Below are 17,081 nucleotides of genomic sequence, written 5' to 3'. Positions count from 1 at the left end.
ATCATGTACACGCCATGACACGAGGGCGAAACCGCCCCATCACCCACGAACGGGCGACACCACATCATCAGGAACGGGACTTAACGCCCTCTGAGGACGGACATCTCGTGGTCATGAAGAACCCGGACCGCGGACACCGTGGTCGCGGTGGTCCGGGAACACCGTCGTGGCCACGGGAAGGAAGATATGCGGCTCTGACCGCGAGGAGCCCTCAGTGAGGTCCTCACCGTGGGCTCGTTGCCGCACCGAGGAAACTGACACGACGCCACACCATCGGGCGGAAGGCACCGTTGGCGTGGCGTGTGTCACCAGGACCGGACACGTGTCCCGTCAGCCGAACATGGAGTAGCAGCGCACGTACTCCTCGACGGCGTCGGGGGTGGCGGTGTCGGGGTGGCTGCGCTCGTTCTTGATCATGTAGGTGATCAGTTCGCGTTCGTGCCCGGTGATCAGCATCTCGGGGACGTCAGGCTGGAAGTAGAAGCCCAGGTGCCACAGATGCATGCCGCCGGACACGTTCTCGGGGGTCAGGGCGGTGTGGTCCTCGAAGCCGAAGCCGGGAAGCAGCGCTTCGGCGAAGACCAGGGCGGTGACGTGTGCGCGGTGGCGGGCGGCAAGTTGATAGCCGATCACGGCGCCCCAGTCCTCGCCGATCACGGCGTAGGTTTCGTGTCCGAGGCGGGCCATCAGCTCGGCGATGTCATCGCTCATCGTCGCGGAGTCGTAGCCGCTCGCAGGGCGGGCCGAGTCGCCGAGACCGCGCAGGTCGGGCACGACGACAGTGTAACGGCACGAGCCTTTACTACCGGACGGCGGGGGCCGGCCCCGCCGTGGTACTGCTGCACGGCGTGCCCAAGACCGGCTACCACTGGCGCCATCTGGCCCCGAAGCTGACGCCCCACCAGTCCTGAACCTCCCAGGACGGCTGCGGCGTGCATCGGGCCGGCGGTCAGCGGGCCGTGCCGAGGTCCGGAGTGAGTGACTGTTCGGCCCAGATGACTTTGCCGTCTGTCGTGTAGCGCACGCCCCACCGATCGGCGAGCTGGGCCACGAGGAACAAGCCGCGTCCGCCCTCGTCCAACTCGGCTGCCTGGACGACGCGCGGTGCGGTGCTGCTCGCGTCGTACACTTCGCAGATCAGGACGTGGTGCCGAAGCAGCCGGACGGTGATCGGCGGCGCGCCGTACCGCACGGCGTTCGTGATCAGTTCGCTGAGGATGAGTTCTGTGGTGAAACCCGTGTCGAGGGCCCACCTTTCCAGTTGCCGCATGCACTGCGTACGGACAGCACCGACCGCTTCGAAGTCGGCGGGAACGTCCCACTGCGCGATGTGCTCGGCCGGGAAACCGCGGGTGCGGGTGACGAGCAGGGCGACGTCGTCGTGCGATCCGGTGGGGGCCATGGCCTCGATGACGGTACGGCACGTGCTCTCAGGGTCCGGCTCCGTGTCGGTGAGCACCGACCGCAGCAGCTCCATTCCGGTGTCGATGGCTCTGCCCCGGCTTTCCACCAGCCCGTCGGTGTAGAGAACGAGGCGGCTTCCCGGCGGGATGGCGATGTCGGTGGTCTGGAACGGAACGCTTCCCAGGCCCAGCGGCAGATTGGCCGGCACGTCCACGAACTCGACCGAGCCGTCGGGCAGGACCAGCGCCGGCGGCGGGTGTCCGGCACCGGCGAAGGCACACCTGCCGCTGGTCGGGTCGTAGACCGCGTACACGAGGGTCGCGCCCGTGATGGTGTGGTCTTCGCCTCCCGCCTGATGGGCGGCGTCCACACGCGTGACGAGTTGATCCAGGGAGCAGAGGAGGTCTTCCGGAGTCAGATCGAGGGCCGAGAAGGTCAGGACCGCGGTTCTCAGTCTGCCCATGGTGGCGGCGGCCTGCAGTCCGTGTCCCACCACGTCGCCCACCACCAGGGCGACTCGGGCGCCCGAGAGGGGGATGACGTCGAACCAGTCGCCGCCCACGCCTGATCGGGCCGGCAGGTAGCGGTGGGCCGCTTCGACGGCATCCTGCCGGGGCAGGTCTCGCGGCAGCAGGCTGCGCTGGAGGGAGACCGCGGTGGCGTGCTCGCGCGTGTAGCGGCGCGCGTTGTCGATGCAGACCGCCGCGCGGGCCGACAGTTCCTCCGCGGGCGCCACGTCGTCCGGCTGGAACGGAGGCCGGCTGCCGCGCCAGAACATGACGAGTCCCAGCACCACTCCCCGGGCCCGCAGCGGCACCGCGAGGAGCGAGTGGAAACCCAGTCGGAGAACCTGCTGCGCGCCTTCCGGATCCGGTACGCGCCAGTCCTGCGACTGCGCCAGATCGGATACCAGGACGGCGTCCTCACCGTCCATCGTCCGACGCTGCTCCGCGACGGGCGCGTACTCCAGGCTGCTGCCCGCCTCGTGGAAGGGCCAGGCTTCGACCGCTCCGCGTACCGCCACGCGGCGCACTGACGACGCCACGCCCGGCACGGGTTCCTCGCCCCGCAGTACGACGTCGAAGAGGTCGACGGTGACGACGTCCGCGAACTGCGGGACGACGAGGTCCGCGAGTTCTTCGGCGGTACAGGCCACGTCCAGGGTGCTGCCGATCTCCGCGCTCGCCCGGTACAGCAGTTCCAGGCGTTCGTGTGCGACTTCCGCTCGCCCGGCGAGGGCACGGAGCTCAGTGGTGTCCCGCAGTGTCGCGACGCCCCCGGCCGGGCCGTGTCCGCCACGGCTGGTCCGTCGCACGTTGACGGCGAGCAGGCGTCCGCCCACCGGTTGAACGGCGTCGTCCACGCTTCGGTCGGACGCCAGGAGCCGCACCATCGAGTCGGGCAGGCCGAGGTCGCGCATCGGCCGGTGCTCGGCATCGGCCGGCAGCTGCAACAGCCTTCGTGCCTCGTCGTTGACCAGCGACAAGCGGCCGTCCGCCCCGATCACCAGGACTCCTTCGCGCGCCGCGTGCAGCACCGCGTCGTGGTGTTCGTACATGCGCGTCACCTCGGTCGGTCCCAGCCCGTGTGTCTGCCGGCGCAACCGTCGGCTGACCAGCCACGCCGCGCCGGTGGCCAACGCCAGTGACCCTGCGGCACCGGCTGCCAGCAACGGAAGCTGCCGGTTGAAGGTACTGCTCACCGTGCTGATCTCCAGGCCGGCCGTCACGAGCCCCGTCACCGTTCCGTCCGCGTCGGTGACCGGTACGACGGCGCGGACGGCGTCCGTCGGCGCTCCCCTGAACAGTTCGGTGTAGGACTCGCCGTCCAACGCCCGGCTGAAGTCTCCGGTTGCCCGCTTGCCGATCAGATCGGGTCGGACGTCGGTGTAGCGGACACCGTCGCGATTCAGGACGGCGACGAAATCCACGCCCGAGGTCTGCCGAGCCTCTTCGGCCAGCGGCTGCAGCACAGCGGTCGGGTTGGTGCCCTTCAAGGCTGCCGCGACACCGGGGGAACTGGCGAAGCCCGCGGCCACCGCGAGGGCTTGGTGCCGTGCCCCACGCACGGTCTGGCTCCGCGTCTCGTACACCAGGGTGACGTCACTGAGTACGGCCAGGAGCAGCATGACCAGCAACTGCAGTACGAAGACTTGCGCCGCGACGCTCTGCGGCCATGGTCTGCGCGGCACCGCTGATACGCCACTCATCGCCTTGCGCATTCACCCGTTTTATCACTTATCAGGGCATTGCCATCCGGTAGAGCAGCGAGGCGAGAGCAGTGGCGAAGAAGAAGCCGGGTCCGGCCGCCGCGAAAGGCGGCCCGACGAGTGGCTCGGAGCGGCGGCGGGCGGCTGCGTGGCGCTGGCCCCGACGTCGGTGGCCCGTTTCTACGCCCACCCGGGTGTGGTGTTCCGCCCGGTTCACGGGGTGTCTCCGAGCCGGGTGGGGCTGGCCCGGCCCCGGGGCCGGACGCACGTGGCGGCGCTGGACGACTTCCTCGAGGACGTCGTACGACGGCTCGGGCGGAGATGACGAGTGGGGCTGACGGCTCATCAGTCGGTACCCGCCCGGACAGCCGCGGTTGGGGGGTGCGGGGTTCCGCCGCGGTCCCCTCGTGGAGCGCCCGGGGCCTTCGCACCTCCCGCCGAACCCGCAGGTGGGCCCGGCTGTCAGCGAGTGGAGGTCAGTCCGCCCGTGACGGCGATGATTTCGGCGATGGTGTAGCTGGAGTCGGCGTCGGAGGCGAGATGGACGTATGCCGGGGCGATCTCCTCGGGCTGCGCGACCCGGCCCGCGGGGCCTTCGCTGCCGAGGTGCGCGAGGCCCTCTTGCGGCATGTTCGGGTCGGCCACGTTGAGTGCCGTCCAGGTCGGACCGGGTGCGACCACGTTCGCCCGGATGCCGTCCTTGGCCAGGTGTGCGGCGATCGACTTCGTGAAATTGACCAGGGCGGCCTTGGCCGCCGCATAGTCGATCATGGTGTCGCTGCCCTTGAGGGCCTCTTCCGAAGCCGTGGCGATGATCGCGTCACCCGCTTTGAGGTGAGGACGCGCGGCCTGAACCAGGTGGTAGTACGCATGGACATTGACTTTGAAGGACCGGTCCCAGTCCTCGTACGACAGCTGCGACAAGTCCAGCCGGCTGTTCAGGTGGGCAGCGTTGTTCACCAGGATGTTCAGACCGCCCAGCTCGCGCACGGTCTGTTCGACGACCTCCCGGCAGAAGGCCGCCTCGGCCAGGTCGCCGGCGAGCAGCAGGCACTGGCGCCCCTCCGCCCGCACCGCGCGGCGCGTCTCCTCGGCGTCCGCCTGCTCCTCCGGCAGGTGAACGACGGCGACGTCGGCGCCCCCGCGTGCATACAGGACGGCCACCGCACGGCCGATGCCCGAGTCCCCGCCGGTAATCAGGGCGACCTTGCCGCGGAGTTTGCCGGCCGCTCGGTAGCGGGAGGCCAGGAAGCGTGGTTCCGGGTTCATGTCCCGCTCGAGGCCTGGGGGCTGCTGGCGTTGGTGCGGGTAGGGCGGGGCCGGCTCCGAGGTGACCTGCGGGGCCGTGTCGCCGGTGTTGCCGCTGTCGTGCATGGCGTGATCCTGCTGCCGTCTCGGAAACGATGTCCCGTTGCCACGCGTGATCGCGTAACCGGCGGAACCCTGAGCAAACGGGTTCATACGTACGTTCAGTAGTCCTGGGAGCCGTCGGGGGGAGCAGGAGAGGAATGGGGACCTGAGGCGTGGGAGTGGACGCGTTGCAGGTGCAGGTGGCGGGTGAGGCGAATGGCGGGGCGGATGAGGAGTTCGATGCTGCCGATGAGGAAGCACCAGGTTCCCGTTGTGGTCCACTGCTCGGAGAAGAACATGACGCTCCCCGCGATGAACCACAGGGCGATCAGGACGTCGTTGGCGATACTGGCGGCTTCGTAGCGTCGCCTGATGACGAGTTCCTCCCGGCCCAGGTGGATGACCAGCGACGTGCTTCGCGCAGTGTCTTTCATGCTTCCACGTTACGGGCGCCTTCAGCCGGTATCCGGCTCCGAGCCGCCGGCGTCGGCGTTGGTCTGGTGGCCGCGTCGGGCGTCACGGTCGAAGATGCCCATGATCTCGCACGGTCCGCCCTCGGCGCCGATGGAGTGGGGCATCATCGTGGGGAACTCGGCGGCCTGGTCGGTCTCGACGCGGAAGCGGCGGTGGCCGAGTGCGAGGACGGCGGCGCCGGACAGGACCACCAGCCATTCCCGGCCGGGGTGGGCGCGCATCCGGACCGGATTGTCGGGCGGCGGATCGGTCGTCCGCTGACGCATCACGGTCATACCCGGGTCGCCCTTCACGGGCCGGCGCATCAGACCGTGCGCGGCGTCGATCATCGGGCTGAAGACGACGTCTTCGGCGGCGTTCTCGACGAGTTGGTCCAAGGTGGTGTCCAGTGCGCGGGCGAGGGTGACCAACTGGTCCAGGGCGAGGCGGCGCCGGCCGTTCTCGATACGGCTCAGTGAGGACTGGCTGAGGTTGGCAGGCGTGGCCAACTCGTCCAGCGACCATCCCTGTGCGACGCGCAACGCACGGATTCGTTTGCGTACGAGGCTGTCCGGCTCCCCATCCTCTTGCGTATGGGCACCATGTTATGCCTCTGGTTCCTACCGGCGGCCGGAGCTCACTCGACGGTGAGCGTGCCCTTCATGAACGGGTGGATCGTGCACGTGCAAGGAAAGCCGCCCGGCTTGGACGGATCCGTGAAGGTGGCGCTCTTGCCGGGAGCGATGTCTTCGGTGTCGAAGGAGCCGCCCTTGGACGCCGTCACGGTGTGCGTGGCAGTGTCCTTGTTGACGACGGTGGCCTTCGCGCCGGCGGAAACGGTCAGTGAGGCCGGCCGGAACTTGAAGTCCTGGATGACGATCCGGGTGCCACCACCGTGGACGGGCCGGTGGCCGTCTCGGTCGCGCCGTCGCCGCCACCGCCTCCACCGTTCGAACACCGAGGAGGGTGGCCAGAGCAAGGGTGCAGGCGGTGACGGCGCCGAGGCGCACGGAGGTAGAGCGTCCGGCCCTTCTCGTCGACCCGCATCTTGCCGTAGGGGCCGTCCTTGGCTCGCCAGCGGGGGCCGCCGACGAGGTCGCCGCGGGGACCACGTCGGTGTCGAGGCTGTCCGCCGCGTTGGCCGTCTGCGTACCGTCGGCGCCGCCACCCGCGCATCCGGTCGCCGCGGCGGCGACCGGCACACCGCAGGCCAGCGCGGTGGCCGCCCTGAGCCGTCTCATGAGGTCTCTTTGCTGGTCGGCCACCCCACGGGCAGCACGTGGCCCGTCTGTCGGGGCCCACGGGCCCAGTGCATCTCCAGGCCGACGGAGCCACCGTCCGACCGCGTCTGTTCGGAGTGCGGTCGCGCCCGGACGGGCCCCACGATCCAGTACCTCGCTGTGTCCGGTCTCCGGGGCCGCCGAGGGTCAGGCGTCGGCGACCGTCGTGGATACCGGTGTGCCGACCTCGACGGTCCTGCTCACGGTGCAGAGACGGTCGTGGGAGGTCCTGACCGCGCGGGGCAGGATGGCTCGGGCGCGCTCCGCTCCCTCGTCGTCCGGGAAGGTCACGGCGAACGTGACCTGAAGGTTCGTCATGCGGTTGCCCAGGTCGTCGCTGACCTTGTCCCCCGTGACCGTCACGGCGAAGCGAGTGGGCTCTGCGTGGCGGCCGGTGGCGACGTCGACGTCCACCGCCGTGCAGCCGCCGATCGCCGCCAGGAACAACTCGACGGGGGTGAACCCGGTCTCCTGGCCGCTGTCCGGGACCGTACCGAAACTGATCGTTCCGCCGCGGGTGTTGGTTGCCACGAACTGGCCGCTGCTGATGCGTTCGACGACGACGGAACGCTTGGAGTCTTCGCTCATGGCGCTCACAGTAGTCACCCCGCCCCACCGGCCCACGGCGCCGGTCCGGCTCGCCTCGCGGAAGATCCAACGGTGCTCGTGACGCACGAACACTTCGACCACTTCTGCGAGGAGGCGCTGCGCCGGGCGGCCGCGGCGCGGCCGGGTCTGCGCATCTGGGCCAAACTCCCGTGTCGCGCAGCGCCTGGACGGCCTCGGCGACCGGGTCGTCGCCACCGGGAACGGGGACGCCTTCAGCGTCGCGGGCTTCGACGTCCAGGTACACGGAACCTGGCACGCGGTCATCCACCCGGACGTCCCGCGCATTCCGAACATCGGCTTCCTGGTCGACCAGTCACTGTTCCACCCCGGCGACGCCCTGACCGTGCCCGCCACGCCGGTCGGCACGCTGCCGCTGCCCGTGCACGCGCCCTGGTCCACCGTCGGCGACCTGATCGACTACGTCCGCGAGGTCGCCTCCCGCGCCGCCTAGGCCGTGCACGACGGCGCCGTCAACGACGTCGGAACCACGATGGTCGAGGGGTTCCTCGGTGAACGGGGGCCAGGGGTTCCCGCCCGCTACCGTCGGCTCACCCCCGGCGCGAGTGTTCGCATCGAGTGAGGGACGACGGCGTCACGTCCGGGCGCCATCGGGCCGAAGTCGTCGGGTGCGTTGACGGGCCGGCAACACCGGAACTATGGTCTCGACGATTTCACGAACAGCGTTCGAAATGTCGCACAAATGAACAGCCGAGCCACAGCCTTCCGTCCCCTGTCCCGTCACGGTGAACGCAAAGGTGGTTCCATGCCTGTCCCCCTCAGCAGAAGGCGCATCCTCCAGCTCGCCGGAACGACGGCTGCCGCGACCGCCGTCGGCCCTCTCGCCGGTGGCTCGCCCGCCCACGGCGCGACCCTCCCACCGGCCAGGGCCGACATCGGAGCGCTGGCGTTTCCCTTCGACCTCGGCCGGGTCCGGCTGACCGCGAGCAGGTGGCTGGACAACCAGAACCGCACCCGGAGCTATCTCCGGTTCGTCGACGTCGACCGGCTGCTGTACAACTTCCGCGCCAACCACGGCCTGTCCGTGAACGGCGCCGCCGCGACCGGCGGCTGGGAGGCCCCCGGCTTCCCCTTCCGCAGCCACGTGCAGGGCCACTTCCTCACCGCATGGGCGCAGGTGTACGCCGTGACCGGGGACACCGTCTGCCGGGACAAGGCGCTGTACATGGTGGCCGAGCTGGCCAAGTGCCAGGCCAACAACGGCGCCGCGGGCTTCGGCGCCGGGTACCTGTGCGGCTACCCCGAGTCGGACTTCGACGCCCTGGAGTCCGGGACGCTGGCCAACGGCAACGTGCCGTACTACACGATCCACAAGACGCTCACCGGACTCCTCGACGTGTGGCGGCACGTCGGCAGTGTCCAGGCCCGGGACGTACTGCTCGCCCTGGCGGGCTGGGTCGACCGGCGCACCGGCAGGCTGAGCACCGCGCGGATGCAGGCCGTCCTGGGCACCGAGTTCGGCGGTATGAACGCCGTCCTGACCGATCTCTGCCAGCAGACCGGCGACACCCGCTGGCTCACCGTGGCCCAGCGCTTCGACCACGCCGCGGTGTTCGACCCGCTGGCGGCGGACCAGGACCGGCTGGCCGGGCTGCACGCCAACACACAGGTGCCGAAGTGGATCGGCGCCGTGCGCGAGTACAAGGCCACCGGCGACACCCGCTACCGGGACATCGCCACCAACGCCTGGCGCATGTGCGTGACGACCCACACCTACGCCATCGGGGGCAACAGCCAGGCGGAACACTTCCGCGCCCCGAACGCGATCGCCGCGCACCTGGCGAACGACACCTGCGAGAGCTGCAACACGGTCAACATGCTAGGTCTCACCCGTGAGTTGTTCGCGCTGACACCGGGCCGGGCCGAGCTGTTCGACTATTATGAGCAGGCGTGGCTCAACCACATGATCGGCCAGCAGAACCCCGCCGACCCCCACGGTCACGTCACCTACTTCACCCCGCTGAAGCCGGGCGGCCGGCGCGGTGTGGGGCCCGCGTGGGGCGGCGGCACCTGGAGCACCGACTACACCACGTTCTGGTGCTGCCAGGGCACCGGCCTGGAGATGCACACGCGGCTGATGGACTCCGTCTACTTCCACGACGGCGGCACCACCCTGACCGTGAACCTGTTCGTCCCCTCGGTCCTCACCTGGGCCGAGCGCGGCATCACCGTCACCCAGACCACCTCGTACCCTCAGAGCGACACCACGGCGCTGCGGGTCACCGGCCGGATGGGCGGCACCTGGGCGATGCGCATCCGCATCCCGGGCTGGACCACCGGTGCCGTCATCAGCGTCAACGGCGTCACGCAGGAGGTGACCGCCGCGCCCGGGACCTACGCCACGGTGGAGCGCGCCTGGGCCTTTGGGGACACCGTCACCGTCCGCCTCCCGATGCGCACCGTCGTACGGCCGGCCAACGACAATCCGGACGTCGGTGCCGTCACGCACGGCCCGGTCACCCTGTCCGGGAACTACGGCGACACCACGCCGTCCTCCCTTCCTTCCCTGGACGTCGCCTCGATCAGGCGGACCAGTCCCACCGCGCTCGCGTTCACCGCGACCGCGAACGGTGCCACCGTGCGCCTCGGCCCGTTCCACGACGCCCACGGGCACAACTACACCGTCTACTGGAACACCAGCAGCCGCGCAAACGTCCGCATCGGCAGCGCCACGGGCGGTCTGGTGCTGGGCATCCAGGACATGTCCACCGCCGACGGCGGCCGTGCCCTGCTCTGGACGGACTCCGGGACCGCCGACCACGACTGGGAACTGGTACCCGACGCGGACGGCACCCACCGTCTGCGCAACCTGCACAGCGGCAAGGTGCTGGGCGTCCTCGACATGTCCACCGCCGACGGTGCCACCGTGCTGCAGTGGGCGGACAACGGCACCGCGGACCACCGTTGGACGCTCCTCGACCAGGGGGACGGCACCTGCACGATCCGCAACGCCCACAGCGGGAAACTCCTGGCCGTGCGGAACGACTCCCCTGCCGTCGGCGCCTTCGTCGTACAGGACGCGGACGACGGCACGGCGGACAACCGCTGGCGCATCCTGCGCTGACCACGGCGTCCTTCGGCGGCTCCGCCGGGGCGGGCGCTCACCCGGCCGGCATGACCGACTCCTCGTGCAGCAACTCGTCCCGCCGCTCGGGCATGGCGTGGCGCTCGGGCGGCCCGTCCGAGCCGGCCGGGTACTCCTCCGGCGGCACCAGCCCCCGCTCCCAGGCGGACAGGACCGGCTCGACGACGCGCCACGCCTCCTCGGCCTCGTCTCCGCGGATGGACAGGGCGGGGTCGCCCCGGAAGACGTCCGGCAGCAGCCGGCCGATCGGCGACTGACGGCCGGACAACCCCCTCCTGGACTTTCCCAACGTGGTCGTCACCCCGCACGCCGCCCACTACTCGCAGGAAGCGATCGGGACGGTACGCGCCATCGCGGCGGAGGAGGCCGTACGGGTCCTCACCGGGCAGCGCGCGCGGTACCCCGTCAACGACGTGACGGCCACCGGGAACCCGGCCGGATAGCATGCACACGGCGCCGGGGAAGGGCCCCGGACGGGTGTGGTTTTCCAGAGGTTGGGGGGTCCGCATGGTCGCGGGTCGTGTGGTGCGTTTCGACAGTACGCGGGGTTACGGGTTCATCGCGCCGGACGGCGGCGGCGAGGACATCTTCCTGCACGTGAACGATCTGCTCATTCCCGAGGAGTACGTGCGCTCCGGTCTGGCCGTGGAGTTCGAGGTGGAGAGCGGCGAGCGCGGACTCAAGGCGTCGGACATCCGCCTCGCCGAGGGCGAGCGGCCCGGGACCGCGCGGCGCCACCAGGAGCCCGCGCCCCGGGTCCCGGTGTCCGACGAGAACGGCCATCCGATGTGCGACGTGCTGACGTCCGACGAGTACCGGCGCGACGTGACGGAACTGCTGCTGACCTCCAGTCCGCAGCTGACCGCGGAACAGGTCCTCACCATCCGCGGCGCGCTCCTGAAGTTCGGCGAGGGTCACGGCTGGGTCGAGGACTGAGGACGCGCTCCCCGACCGGCCCTACTGAATTCGGCCAACCTCCCTGCTCCGCACCTGTGCTGCCCCGTCCGGGTCCGTGCATCCTGCATGCACCCGCAGGCGCCGAATTCCGGGGTTGCGACGGCGACCGAAACACATGTGTTCGATATCCCGGTCCGGTCGTTGAGCTTCACGACCGTGCTCAACGACCGTCAAGGGGGACCCGTTGACCTCGACCGACGCGACCGGACAGCAGAACGGACAGCGGCAGGCAGCCGCCGCTCCTCCTCCACCGCCGCAGCCGGCGGAGATCACCTACAGCGGACGGTATTCCGTCGATCCGCTCGCCGAGGTCTCCTTCCGGCGGATGTGCGCGCAGATCCCCGCCGTGCTCGGCCGGATCGCCCGCCTGTCGTGGCGGACGGACCGACGGGCGGTGCAACTGCTGCTCGGCTGCCAGGTGGTCACCGGTGTCTCGGCCGCCGTGCTGCTGACCGCGACCGCCCGCGCCATGGAGCCCGTCCTCGGCGAGGGCTCCGCGGGCGACCGGCTGCGCGGGGCCGTCCCGGCGCTGCTGGTGGTCGCGCTCGCCGCCGCGCTGGGCCGCGGTGCCGCGGCGGTGGCCACGTACTCCGAGCGGCGGATCACCCCCAGGCTGACGACCGAGACGGACAGCGCCCTGGTCGAGGCGGTGTGCCGGGTGGAGGCCTCCGCATACGCGCGGGAGGGGTTCTCGGACCGGCACGAGGCGGCGGAGATGGGGGTGATCCGCACCCAGGTGATGGTCACCGACGCGCAGCGGTTCCTGTCCGCGCTGATCCGGACGGTCACGGCCGGGGGCGTCCTGTCGGCGCTCAACCCGCTGATGCTGCCGCTGCTCCTGCTCGCCGTACTGCCGGCCGGTGCGGGTGCGGTCCTGACCGCCCGGGTCGACTACGAGGTCCACTACGCCAACATCGCCGACCGCAACGTACGCGGCATGATGCGCTGGTGGGCGACCACGTCGAAGTACGGCGACGAGGTCCGCGCCAACTCGATGACGGACTACCTCGTCCACTGGTACCGCACGCTGTCCGACCGCTGCGACCGGCGCACGCTGGCAGCCGCGCCACGCACGTTGCGGATCGCGGTACTGTCCGCGTCGGCCGGTGGAGTCTTCCTCGTGGCGACCTGGGCAGTCCTCGCCTGGCTGGCGGTCTCGGGCCGGATCGCACTCGCGGTCGCGGCCACGGCCGTCATCGCAGTGCAGACCACGCTGGCCGCGCTGTCCCAGGTCGTCGTCAACGGCGCCGCAGTCTTCCACACCAGCCTCTACCTGAGCGACATGCAGGCCTTCCTCGACGACGCCGCGGCCCGCGTCCCGAAACGCGGGCCCGGCAGGCACGAGGGGCCGACAGAGCGCATCCGGCTCGAGGAGGTCGTCTACCGGTACCCGGGCAAGGACGAACCCGCCGTGGACGGCGTCTCCCTGACCCTGGAGCGCGGCCAGATCCTCGCCGTCGTCGGGGCCAACGGCTCGGGCAAGTCCACGCTGACCCGGCTGCTGACCGGCATCTACCTGCCGGACAAGGGCCGGGTCACCTGGAACGGCACGGACCTCGCCGAGGTGGACCCCGCCACCGTGTGGGCGCAGGTCGGTCTGGTGCCGCAGATCTTCGCCCAGTGGCCGATGCCGGTCCGCGAGAACGTGACCCTCGGGCAGCCCCGCACCCACGACGACGCCCCGGTGTGGGAGGCCGTCGACGCCGTCGGCCTGCGCGAGACCGTCGACCGCCTCCCCTCGGGGCTGGACACCCTGCTCTCCCGCGACGTCTTCGGCGGCACCGAGCTCTCCGGGGGCCAGTGGCAGCGCGTGGCGTGTTCGAGGGCGCTCTACCGCCGCCCGGGGCTGCTGATCCTGGACGAGCCGACCTCGCAGATGGATCCGCGCGGCGAGCATCAGATCTTCGAGCGGATCAAGGCGGTCGCCGCCGAGCGCATCACCATCGTGGTGACCCACCGCCTGGAGAACACGAAGATCGCCGATCACATCGTCGTCATGGAGCACGGGCGGATCACCGAGCAGGGCCGGTACGAGGACCTCGTGCATGCCGGCGGGACCTTCGCCGAGCTCCTCGCGCTCTCCCAGGACCGCTGACCCGGGGCGGGCGCCGCCGTCACTCGATCAGCGCGTCCGCGACGATGACCACCAGGCCGAGCAGCATGTCCAGGGCGCCCGCGCGGCAGGCGGCCAGCCGGCCGAGTCCGGCGGTGCGGGCGGCCAGGGTGCCCAGGCAGAAGAGGGCGACGGTGTTGACCACCAGGGCCGTGTCGGCGGCCGCCGCCTCCGTCCACCACCCGGCCGTGGCGGCGAGCAGCATCGCCACGGTCGGCAGCACGGCGACGACCAGCGGCCACTCGGCGAGCACCGCGCGCAGTCTGCCCGGCCCCGCCGTGCCGTCGCCGGACGCACGCCCGGCGATGACATGCGCGTAGCCGTGGGCGGCGCCCGACGTCAGCGCGGTGAGCAGGACCCACAGCGCGTCCTGGCCGGGGTTGGCCTCCTCCCCCGGTACGTCCAGGGCGGCGACCAGGGCGCTCGCCAGCACCAGGCCGTAGATGCCCTTGAACAGCCACCGCTCGGGCCTGCTCCGGAGAATCCCCCTCGGTGTGAGGCTCCCAGCGGGCGCGGGACCGGCGTGTTCGCTCATTCAGGCGAGCCAGTCGGTGTACCGGGTGGGGGCCGGACGGGCGTCCCGGTCGGTGAGGACGTCGCCCTTGACCGCCGCGAAAATGCCGGCGGTCGGATCGGTGATCACCGTACGACCGTCGCCGTTGCGGGAGAGGGTCAGGCGGCCCAGTTCGTCCAGCGGGTACACGTCCGGTCCGCCGATGTTGCGGATGCCGTTCAGCGGGGCGCCCACGGCGACGTCCGCGACCTCGGCCGCCACGTCCTTCGCCGCGATCGGCTGGATCGGCGTGGCGGGCAGCCGGACGGTGTCGCCGTCGGAGGTCCACGCCATCACGGCCTCCATGAATTCCATGAACTGGGTGGCGCGCACGATCGAGTACGGGACGGGTCCGCGCCGCAGGATCTCCTCCTGAAGAAGCTTCGCGCGGTAGTAGTCAAGCTCCGGCACCCGGTCGACGCCGACGATCGAGAGGATGACGAAGTGCCCCGTCCCGGCCCGGTCCGCCGCGGCCAGGAGGTTGTCCATCGAAGTCTGGAAGAAGGCCGGCGAGGCGTCGTCGAAGGTCGGGGAGTTCGTCAGGTTGACGACGACATCGGTTTCCTCGACCGCCCGGTCCACTCCGGCGCCGGAGACTACGTCGACGCCCGTGGACAGCGAGTGGGGCACCGCCTGGTGTCCGGCGGCGTTCAGCTTCTCGACGACCTGCGAACCGATCAGCCCCGTTCCCCCGATGACCGCGATCTTCATGACGTGTCCCTCTTCCCTCCGGATCCGTGTGGTTCAGGAACCACTGTGTCGGTGTACGGAGGGGACGGCTCTTTGAACGCCCCGAAGGGATGAGGCTTCGCGGGACCGGTGTGGCGGTCCGTCCGCGCGCTCAGTCGGCGCAGTCGGGGCAGATGCCGCGGTAGGTCACTTCCACCTCGGAGACGGTGAAGCCGAAGGACTGGGACGGCGGGAGGTCCCCGAGGGGATCGCCCGTCGGCCGCACGTCGCGCATCGAACCGCAGCGTGAGCAGAGCAGGTGATGGTGGGGGCGGTGCGCGTTCGGGTCGTAGCGCTTGGCGCGGCCGTCGGTCGACACCTCGAGGACCTCGCCCCGGTGGACCAGCTCGCGCAGGGTGTTGTACACCGTCGCCCGGGAGATCTCGGGCAGTCGCCGCGCGGCGCGGGCGTGCACCTCGTCGGCGGTCAGGTGGACGTGGTCTCCGGCGAGGACCTCGGCGACGACGCGGCGCTGCGCGGTCAGGCGCCAGCCGCGTTCGCGAAGCCTCTCCAGGAGATCACTCATGCGAGCACCCTAACAGGGAACGGCGCCAACTCAAGAGCGGATATCGCTCTGGATGGTGCCTTGCCTTAGATCCTGTCCAAGGTAGGGTGTGCTCATGAACGCGCGGGGCAGCTTGCCCCGGACTGCCGGCCGGCCGGGACCGTCAGGCCTTCGAGCGCCATGCGACGAACCACACCGAGGAGCAAGCCTTGCCTGAGAACAACCAGAAGCCGCTGACCACGGTTGCCGGTGCACCGGTTCCCGACAACCAGAACTCTCTGACGTCGGGTCCGCGTGGACCGATGCTGCTGCAGGACGTGTGGTTCCTGGAGAAGCTCGCCCACTTCGATCGCGAGGTCATTCCCGAACGCCGGATGCACGCCAAGGGCTCGGGCGCCTACGGCACCTTCACGGTGACGCACGACATCACGCGCTACACCAGCGCGAAGATCTTCTCCGAGGTCGGCAAGAAGACCGAGCTGTTCGCCCGGTTCTCCACGGTCGCCGGTGAGCGCGGCGCCGCCGACGCGGAGCGCGACATCCGCGGTTTCGCCGTGAAGTTCTACACCGAAGAGGGCAACTGGGACCTCGTCGGCAACAACACCCCCGTCTTCTTCTTCCGCGACCCGCTGAAGTTCCCGGACCTCAACCACGCGGTGAAGCGCGACCCGCGCACCAACCTGCGCAACGCCGAGAACAACTGGGACTTCTGGACCAACCTCCCCGAGGCCCTGCACCAGGTCACGATCGTGATGTCGGAGCGCGGCATCCCGGCCTCCTACCGGCACATGCACGGCTTCGGCTCGCACACCTACAGCTTCGTCAACGCCGAGGGCGAGCGGTTCTGGGTCAAGTTCCACCACCGCACGCAGCAGGGCATCAAGAACCTCACCGACGCCGAGGCCGAGGCCCTGGTCGGCAAAGACCGCGAGTCCCACCAGCGCGACCTCTTCGACGCGATCGAGAACGGCGACTTCCCGAAGTGGAAGCTGTTCATCCAGGTCATGCCTGAGGCGGACGCGGAGAACTACCGCTTCCACCCCTTCGACCTCACCAAGGTCTGGTCGAAGAAGGACTACCCGCTGATCGAGGTCGGCGAGTGGGAGCTCAACCGCAACCCCGACAACTACTTCGCGGACGTCGAGCAGGCCGCCTTCAGCCCGGCCAACGTGGTCCCGGGCATCGGCTTCTCCCCCGACCGGATGCTGCAGGGCCGGCTCTTCTCCTACGGCGACGCCCAGCGCTACCGCCTCGGCGTCAACCACCACCAGATCCCGGTCAACGCCCCGAAGAGCCCGGTGAACTCCTACCACCGCGACGGCGGCATGCGCGTCGACGGCAACCAGGGCGCCACCCCGGGCATCGAGCCCAACTCCTACGGGCGCTGGCAGGAGCAGCCCGCCTACCGCGAGCCCGCCCTGGCCGTGGGTGCCGTCGCCGACCGGTTCAACTACCGCGAGGACGACGACAACTACTTCGAGCAGCCCGGCAACCTGTTCCGCCAGATGAACCCGGAGCAGCAGCAGGTTCTCTTCGAGAACACGGCGCGTGCGATCAACGGCGCCTCCGAGCAGACCGTCGAGCGGCACATCGCCAACTGCACCAAGGCCGACCCGGCCTACGGCGAGGGCGTCCGCAAGGCGATCGAGGCCCTGGCCGCCGGCAACCTCTGACCGTCCGGTCAGCGAGACGCGCGGTACCCGGCACCCCGCCGGCGCGGGCACCGGCCTGTGGGCCGTACTGGGTGACGGCGACGGCGCCCCCGTACTCGAAGCGCTCCGCGGTGCCGGCGCCGCACCGGACGCCTACCGCGACC

At 70.2% G+C, this 17,081-nt stretch carries 15 protein-coding genes and 3 pseudogenes; 7 read left to right on the top strand and 11 right to left on the bottom strand.

Annotated elements, in window-relative coordinates; translation table 11 throughout:
• Nucleotides 1-339 precede the first annotated feature (339 nt).
• Nucleotides 340-807, bottom strand: a pseudogene (locus tag AB0P07_RS36405) (alpha/beta fold hydrolase); the annotation flags it as partial.
• Between AB0P07_RS36405 and AB0P07_RS36400 the strand changes: the two are divergent.
• Nucleotides 786-908 (top strand): annotated as a pseudogene (locus AB0P07_RS36400) (alpha/beta hydrolase); the annotation flags it as partial. The pseudogenes AB0P07_RS36405 and AB0P07_RS36400 overlap by 22 nt on opposite strands.
• 41 nt (nt 909-949) lie before the next feature.
• Here AB0P07_RS36400 and AB0P07_RS36395 read toward each other — a convergent pair.
• The gene (locus tag AB0P07_RS36395) at nt 950-3,613 is read right to left on the bottom strand and encodes a SpoIIE family protein phosphatase (RefSeq protein WP_365558633.1); all 2,664 of its coding nucleotides are present in this window, start codon (nt 3,611-3,613) and stop codon (nt 950-952) included.
• Nucleotides 3,614-3,722: 109 nt separating this feature from the next.
• On the opposite strand from AB0P07_RS36395, the pseudogene AB0P07_RS36390 reads away from it, so the two are divergent.
• Nucleotides 3,723-3,938: pseudogene (locus AB0P07_RS36390) on the top strand (LysR substrate-binding domain-containing protein); the annotation flags it as partial.
• A gap of 137 nt (nt 3,939-4,075) precedes the next feature.
• Here the strand turns inward: AB0P07_RS36390 and AB0P07_RS36385 are convergent.
• From AB0P07_RS36385 to AB0P07_RS36365, 5 genes are all read right to left on the bottom strand, one after another.
• On the bottom strand, nt 4,076-4,987 hold the full coding sequence (locus AB0P07_RS36385) for an SDR family oxidoreductase (protein ID WP_365558630.1): 912 nt from the start codon (nt 4,985-4,987) through the stop codon (nt 4,076-4,078).
• A gap of 95 nt (nt 4,988-5,082) precedes the next feature.
• The gene (locus AB0P07_RS36380; RefSeq protein ID WP_365558629.1) at nt 5,083-5,397 is read right to left on the bottom strand and encodes a YrhK family protein; all 315 of its coding nucleotides are present in this window, start codon (nt 5,395-5,397) and stop codon (nt 5,083-5,085) included.
• Nucleotides 5,398-5,418: 21 nt separating this feature from the next.
• Nucleotides 5,419-5,958: a helix-turn-helix transcriptional regulator gene (locus tag AB0P07_RS36375; RefSeq protein ID WP_365558626.1), complete on the bottom strand. Its 540-nt coding sequence runs from the start codon at nt 5,956-5,958 to the stop codon at nt 5,419-5,421.
• A gap of 95 nt (nt 5,959-6,053) precedes the next feature.
• A complete protein-coding gene (locus AB0P07_RS36370; protein WP_365558624.1) occupies nt 6,054-6,395 on the bottom strand; it encodes a cupredoxin domain-containing protein in 342 nt (113 codons plus the stop codon).
• Between the two features lie 448 nt (nt 6,396-6,843).
• Nucleotides 6,844-7,284 carry an OsmC family protein gene (locus AB0P07_RS36365; protein WP_365558622.1) on the bottom strand — a complete coding sequence of 147 codons (441 nt, stop codon included), beginning with the start codon at nt 7,282-7,284 and terminating at the stop codon, nt 6,844-6,846.
• Between the two features lie 784 nt (nt 7,285-8,068).
• On the opposite strand from AB0P07_RS36365, the gene AB0P07_RS36360 reads away from it, so the two are divergent.
• Nucleotides 8,069-10,387, top strand: a complete 2,319-nt coding sequence (locus AB0P07_RS36360) for a beta-L-arabinofuranosidase domain-containing protein (protein ID WP_365558619.1) — start codon at nt 8,069-8,071, stop codon at nt 10,385-10,387.
• A gap of 37 nt (nt 10,388-10,424) precedes the next feature.
• Here AB0P07_RS36360 and AB0P07_RS36355 read toward each other — a convergent pair whose 3' ends face one another.
• The gene (locus tag AB0P07_RS36355; RefSeq protein WP_365558617.1) at nt 10,425-10,676 is read right to left on the bottom strand and encodes a hypothetical protein; all 252 of its coding nucleotides are present in this window, start codon (nt 10,674-10,676) and stop codon (nt 10,425-10,427) included.
• Nucleotides 10,677-10,698: 22 nt separating this feature from the next.
• Here AB0P07_RS36355 and AB0P07_RS36350 point away from each other — a divergent pair, with 22 nt between their 5' ends.
• The 3 genes from AB0P07_RS36350 (at nt 10,699) to AB0P07_RS36340 (ending at nt 13,460) form a co-directional block, all read left to right on the top strand.
• Nucleotides 10,699-10,851 (top strand): hypothetical protein, encoded by a 153-nt coding sequence (locus tag AB0P07_RS36350; RefSeq protein ID WP_365558615.1) that lies wholly within the window; start codon nt 10,699-10,701, stop codon nt 10,849-10,851.
• 64 nt (nt 10,852-10,915) lie between these two features.
• A complete protein-coding gene (locus AB0P07_RS36345) occupies nt 10,916-11,344 on the top strand; it encodes a cold shock domain-containing protein (protein ID WP_365558613.1) in 429 nt (142 codons plus the stop codon).
• Between the two features lie 346 nt (nt 11,345-11,690).
• Nucleotides 11,691-13,460: an ATP-binding cassette domain-containing protein gene (locus AB0P07_RS36340; RefSeq protein WP_365558635.1), complete on the top strand. Its 1,770-nt coding sequence runs from the start codon at nt 11,691-11,693 to the stop codon at nt 13,458-13,460.
• A 19-nt stretch (nt 13,461-13,479) separates the two neighbouring features.
• Here AB0P07_RS36340 and AB0P07_RS36335 read toward each other — a convergent pair whose 3' ends face one another.
• The 3 genes from AB0P07_RS36335 to AB0P07_RS36325 all read right to left on the bottom strand — a co-directional run bounded on the left by AB0P07_RS36335 (nt 13,480) and on the right by AB0P07_RS36325 (nt 15,286).
• Nucleotides 13,480-14,013, bottom strand: a complete 534-nt coding sequence (locus tag AB0P07_RS36335; RefSeq protein ID WP_365558610.1) for a hypothetical protein — start codon at nt 14,011-14,013, stop codon at nt 13,480-13,482.
• The gene (locus tag AB0P07_RS36330; protein WP_365558608.1) at nt 14,014-14,742 is read right to left on the bottom strand and encodes an NAD(P)H-binding protein; all 729 of its coding nucleotides are present in this window, start codon (nt 14,740-14,742) and stop codon (nt 14,014-14,016) included.
• Nucleotides 14,743-14,872: 130 nt separating this feature from the next.
• Complete coding sequence (locus AB0P07_RS36325) at nt 14,873-15,286, bottom strand: Fur family transcriptional regulator (protein WP_365558606.1); 414 nt, start codon at nt 15,284-15,286, stop codon at nt 14,873-14,875.
• 188 nt (nt 15,287-15,474) lie between these two features.
• Here AB0P07_RS36325 and AB0P07_RS36320 point away from each other — a divergent pair, with 188 nt between their 5' ends.
• Nucleotides 15,475-16,938 (top strand): catalase, encoded by a 1,464-nt coding sequence (locus tag AB0P07_RS36320; RefSeq protein WP_365558604.1) that lies wholly within the window; start codon nt 15,475-15,477, stop codon nt 16,936-16,938.
• The last annotated feature ends 143 nt before the right edge of the window (nt 16,939-17,081 follow it).

This window comes from Streptomyces sp. NPDC085944, assembly GCF_040686295.1.
In the GTDB taxonomy this organism is placed as follows: domain Bacteria; phylum Actinomycetota; class Actinomycetes; order Streptomycetales; family Streptomycetaceae; genus Streptomyces; species Streptomyces salinarius.
Note: the sequence above shows the minus strand (reverse complement) of the source record. Positions and strands in the feature narration are given on the sequence as shown.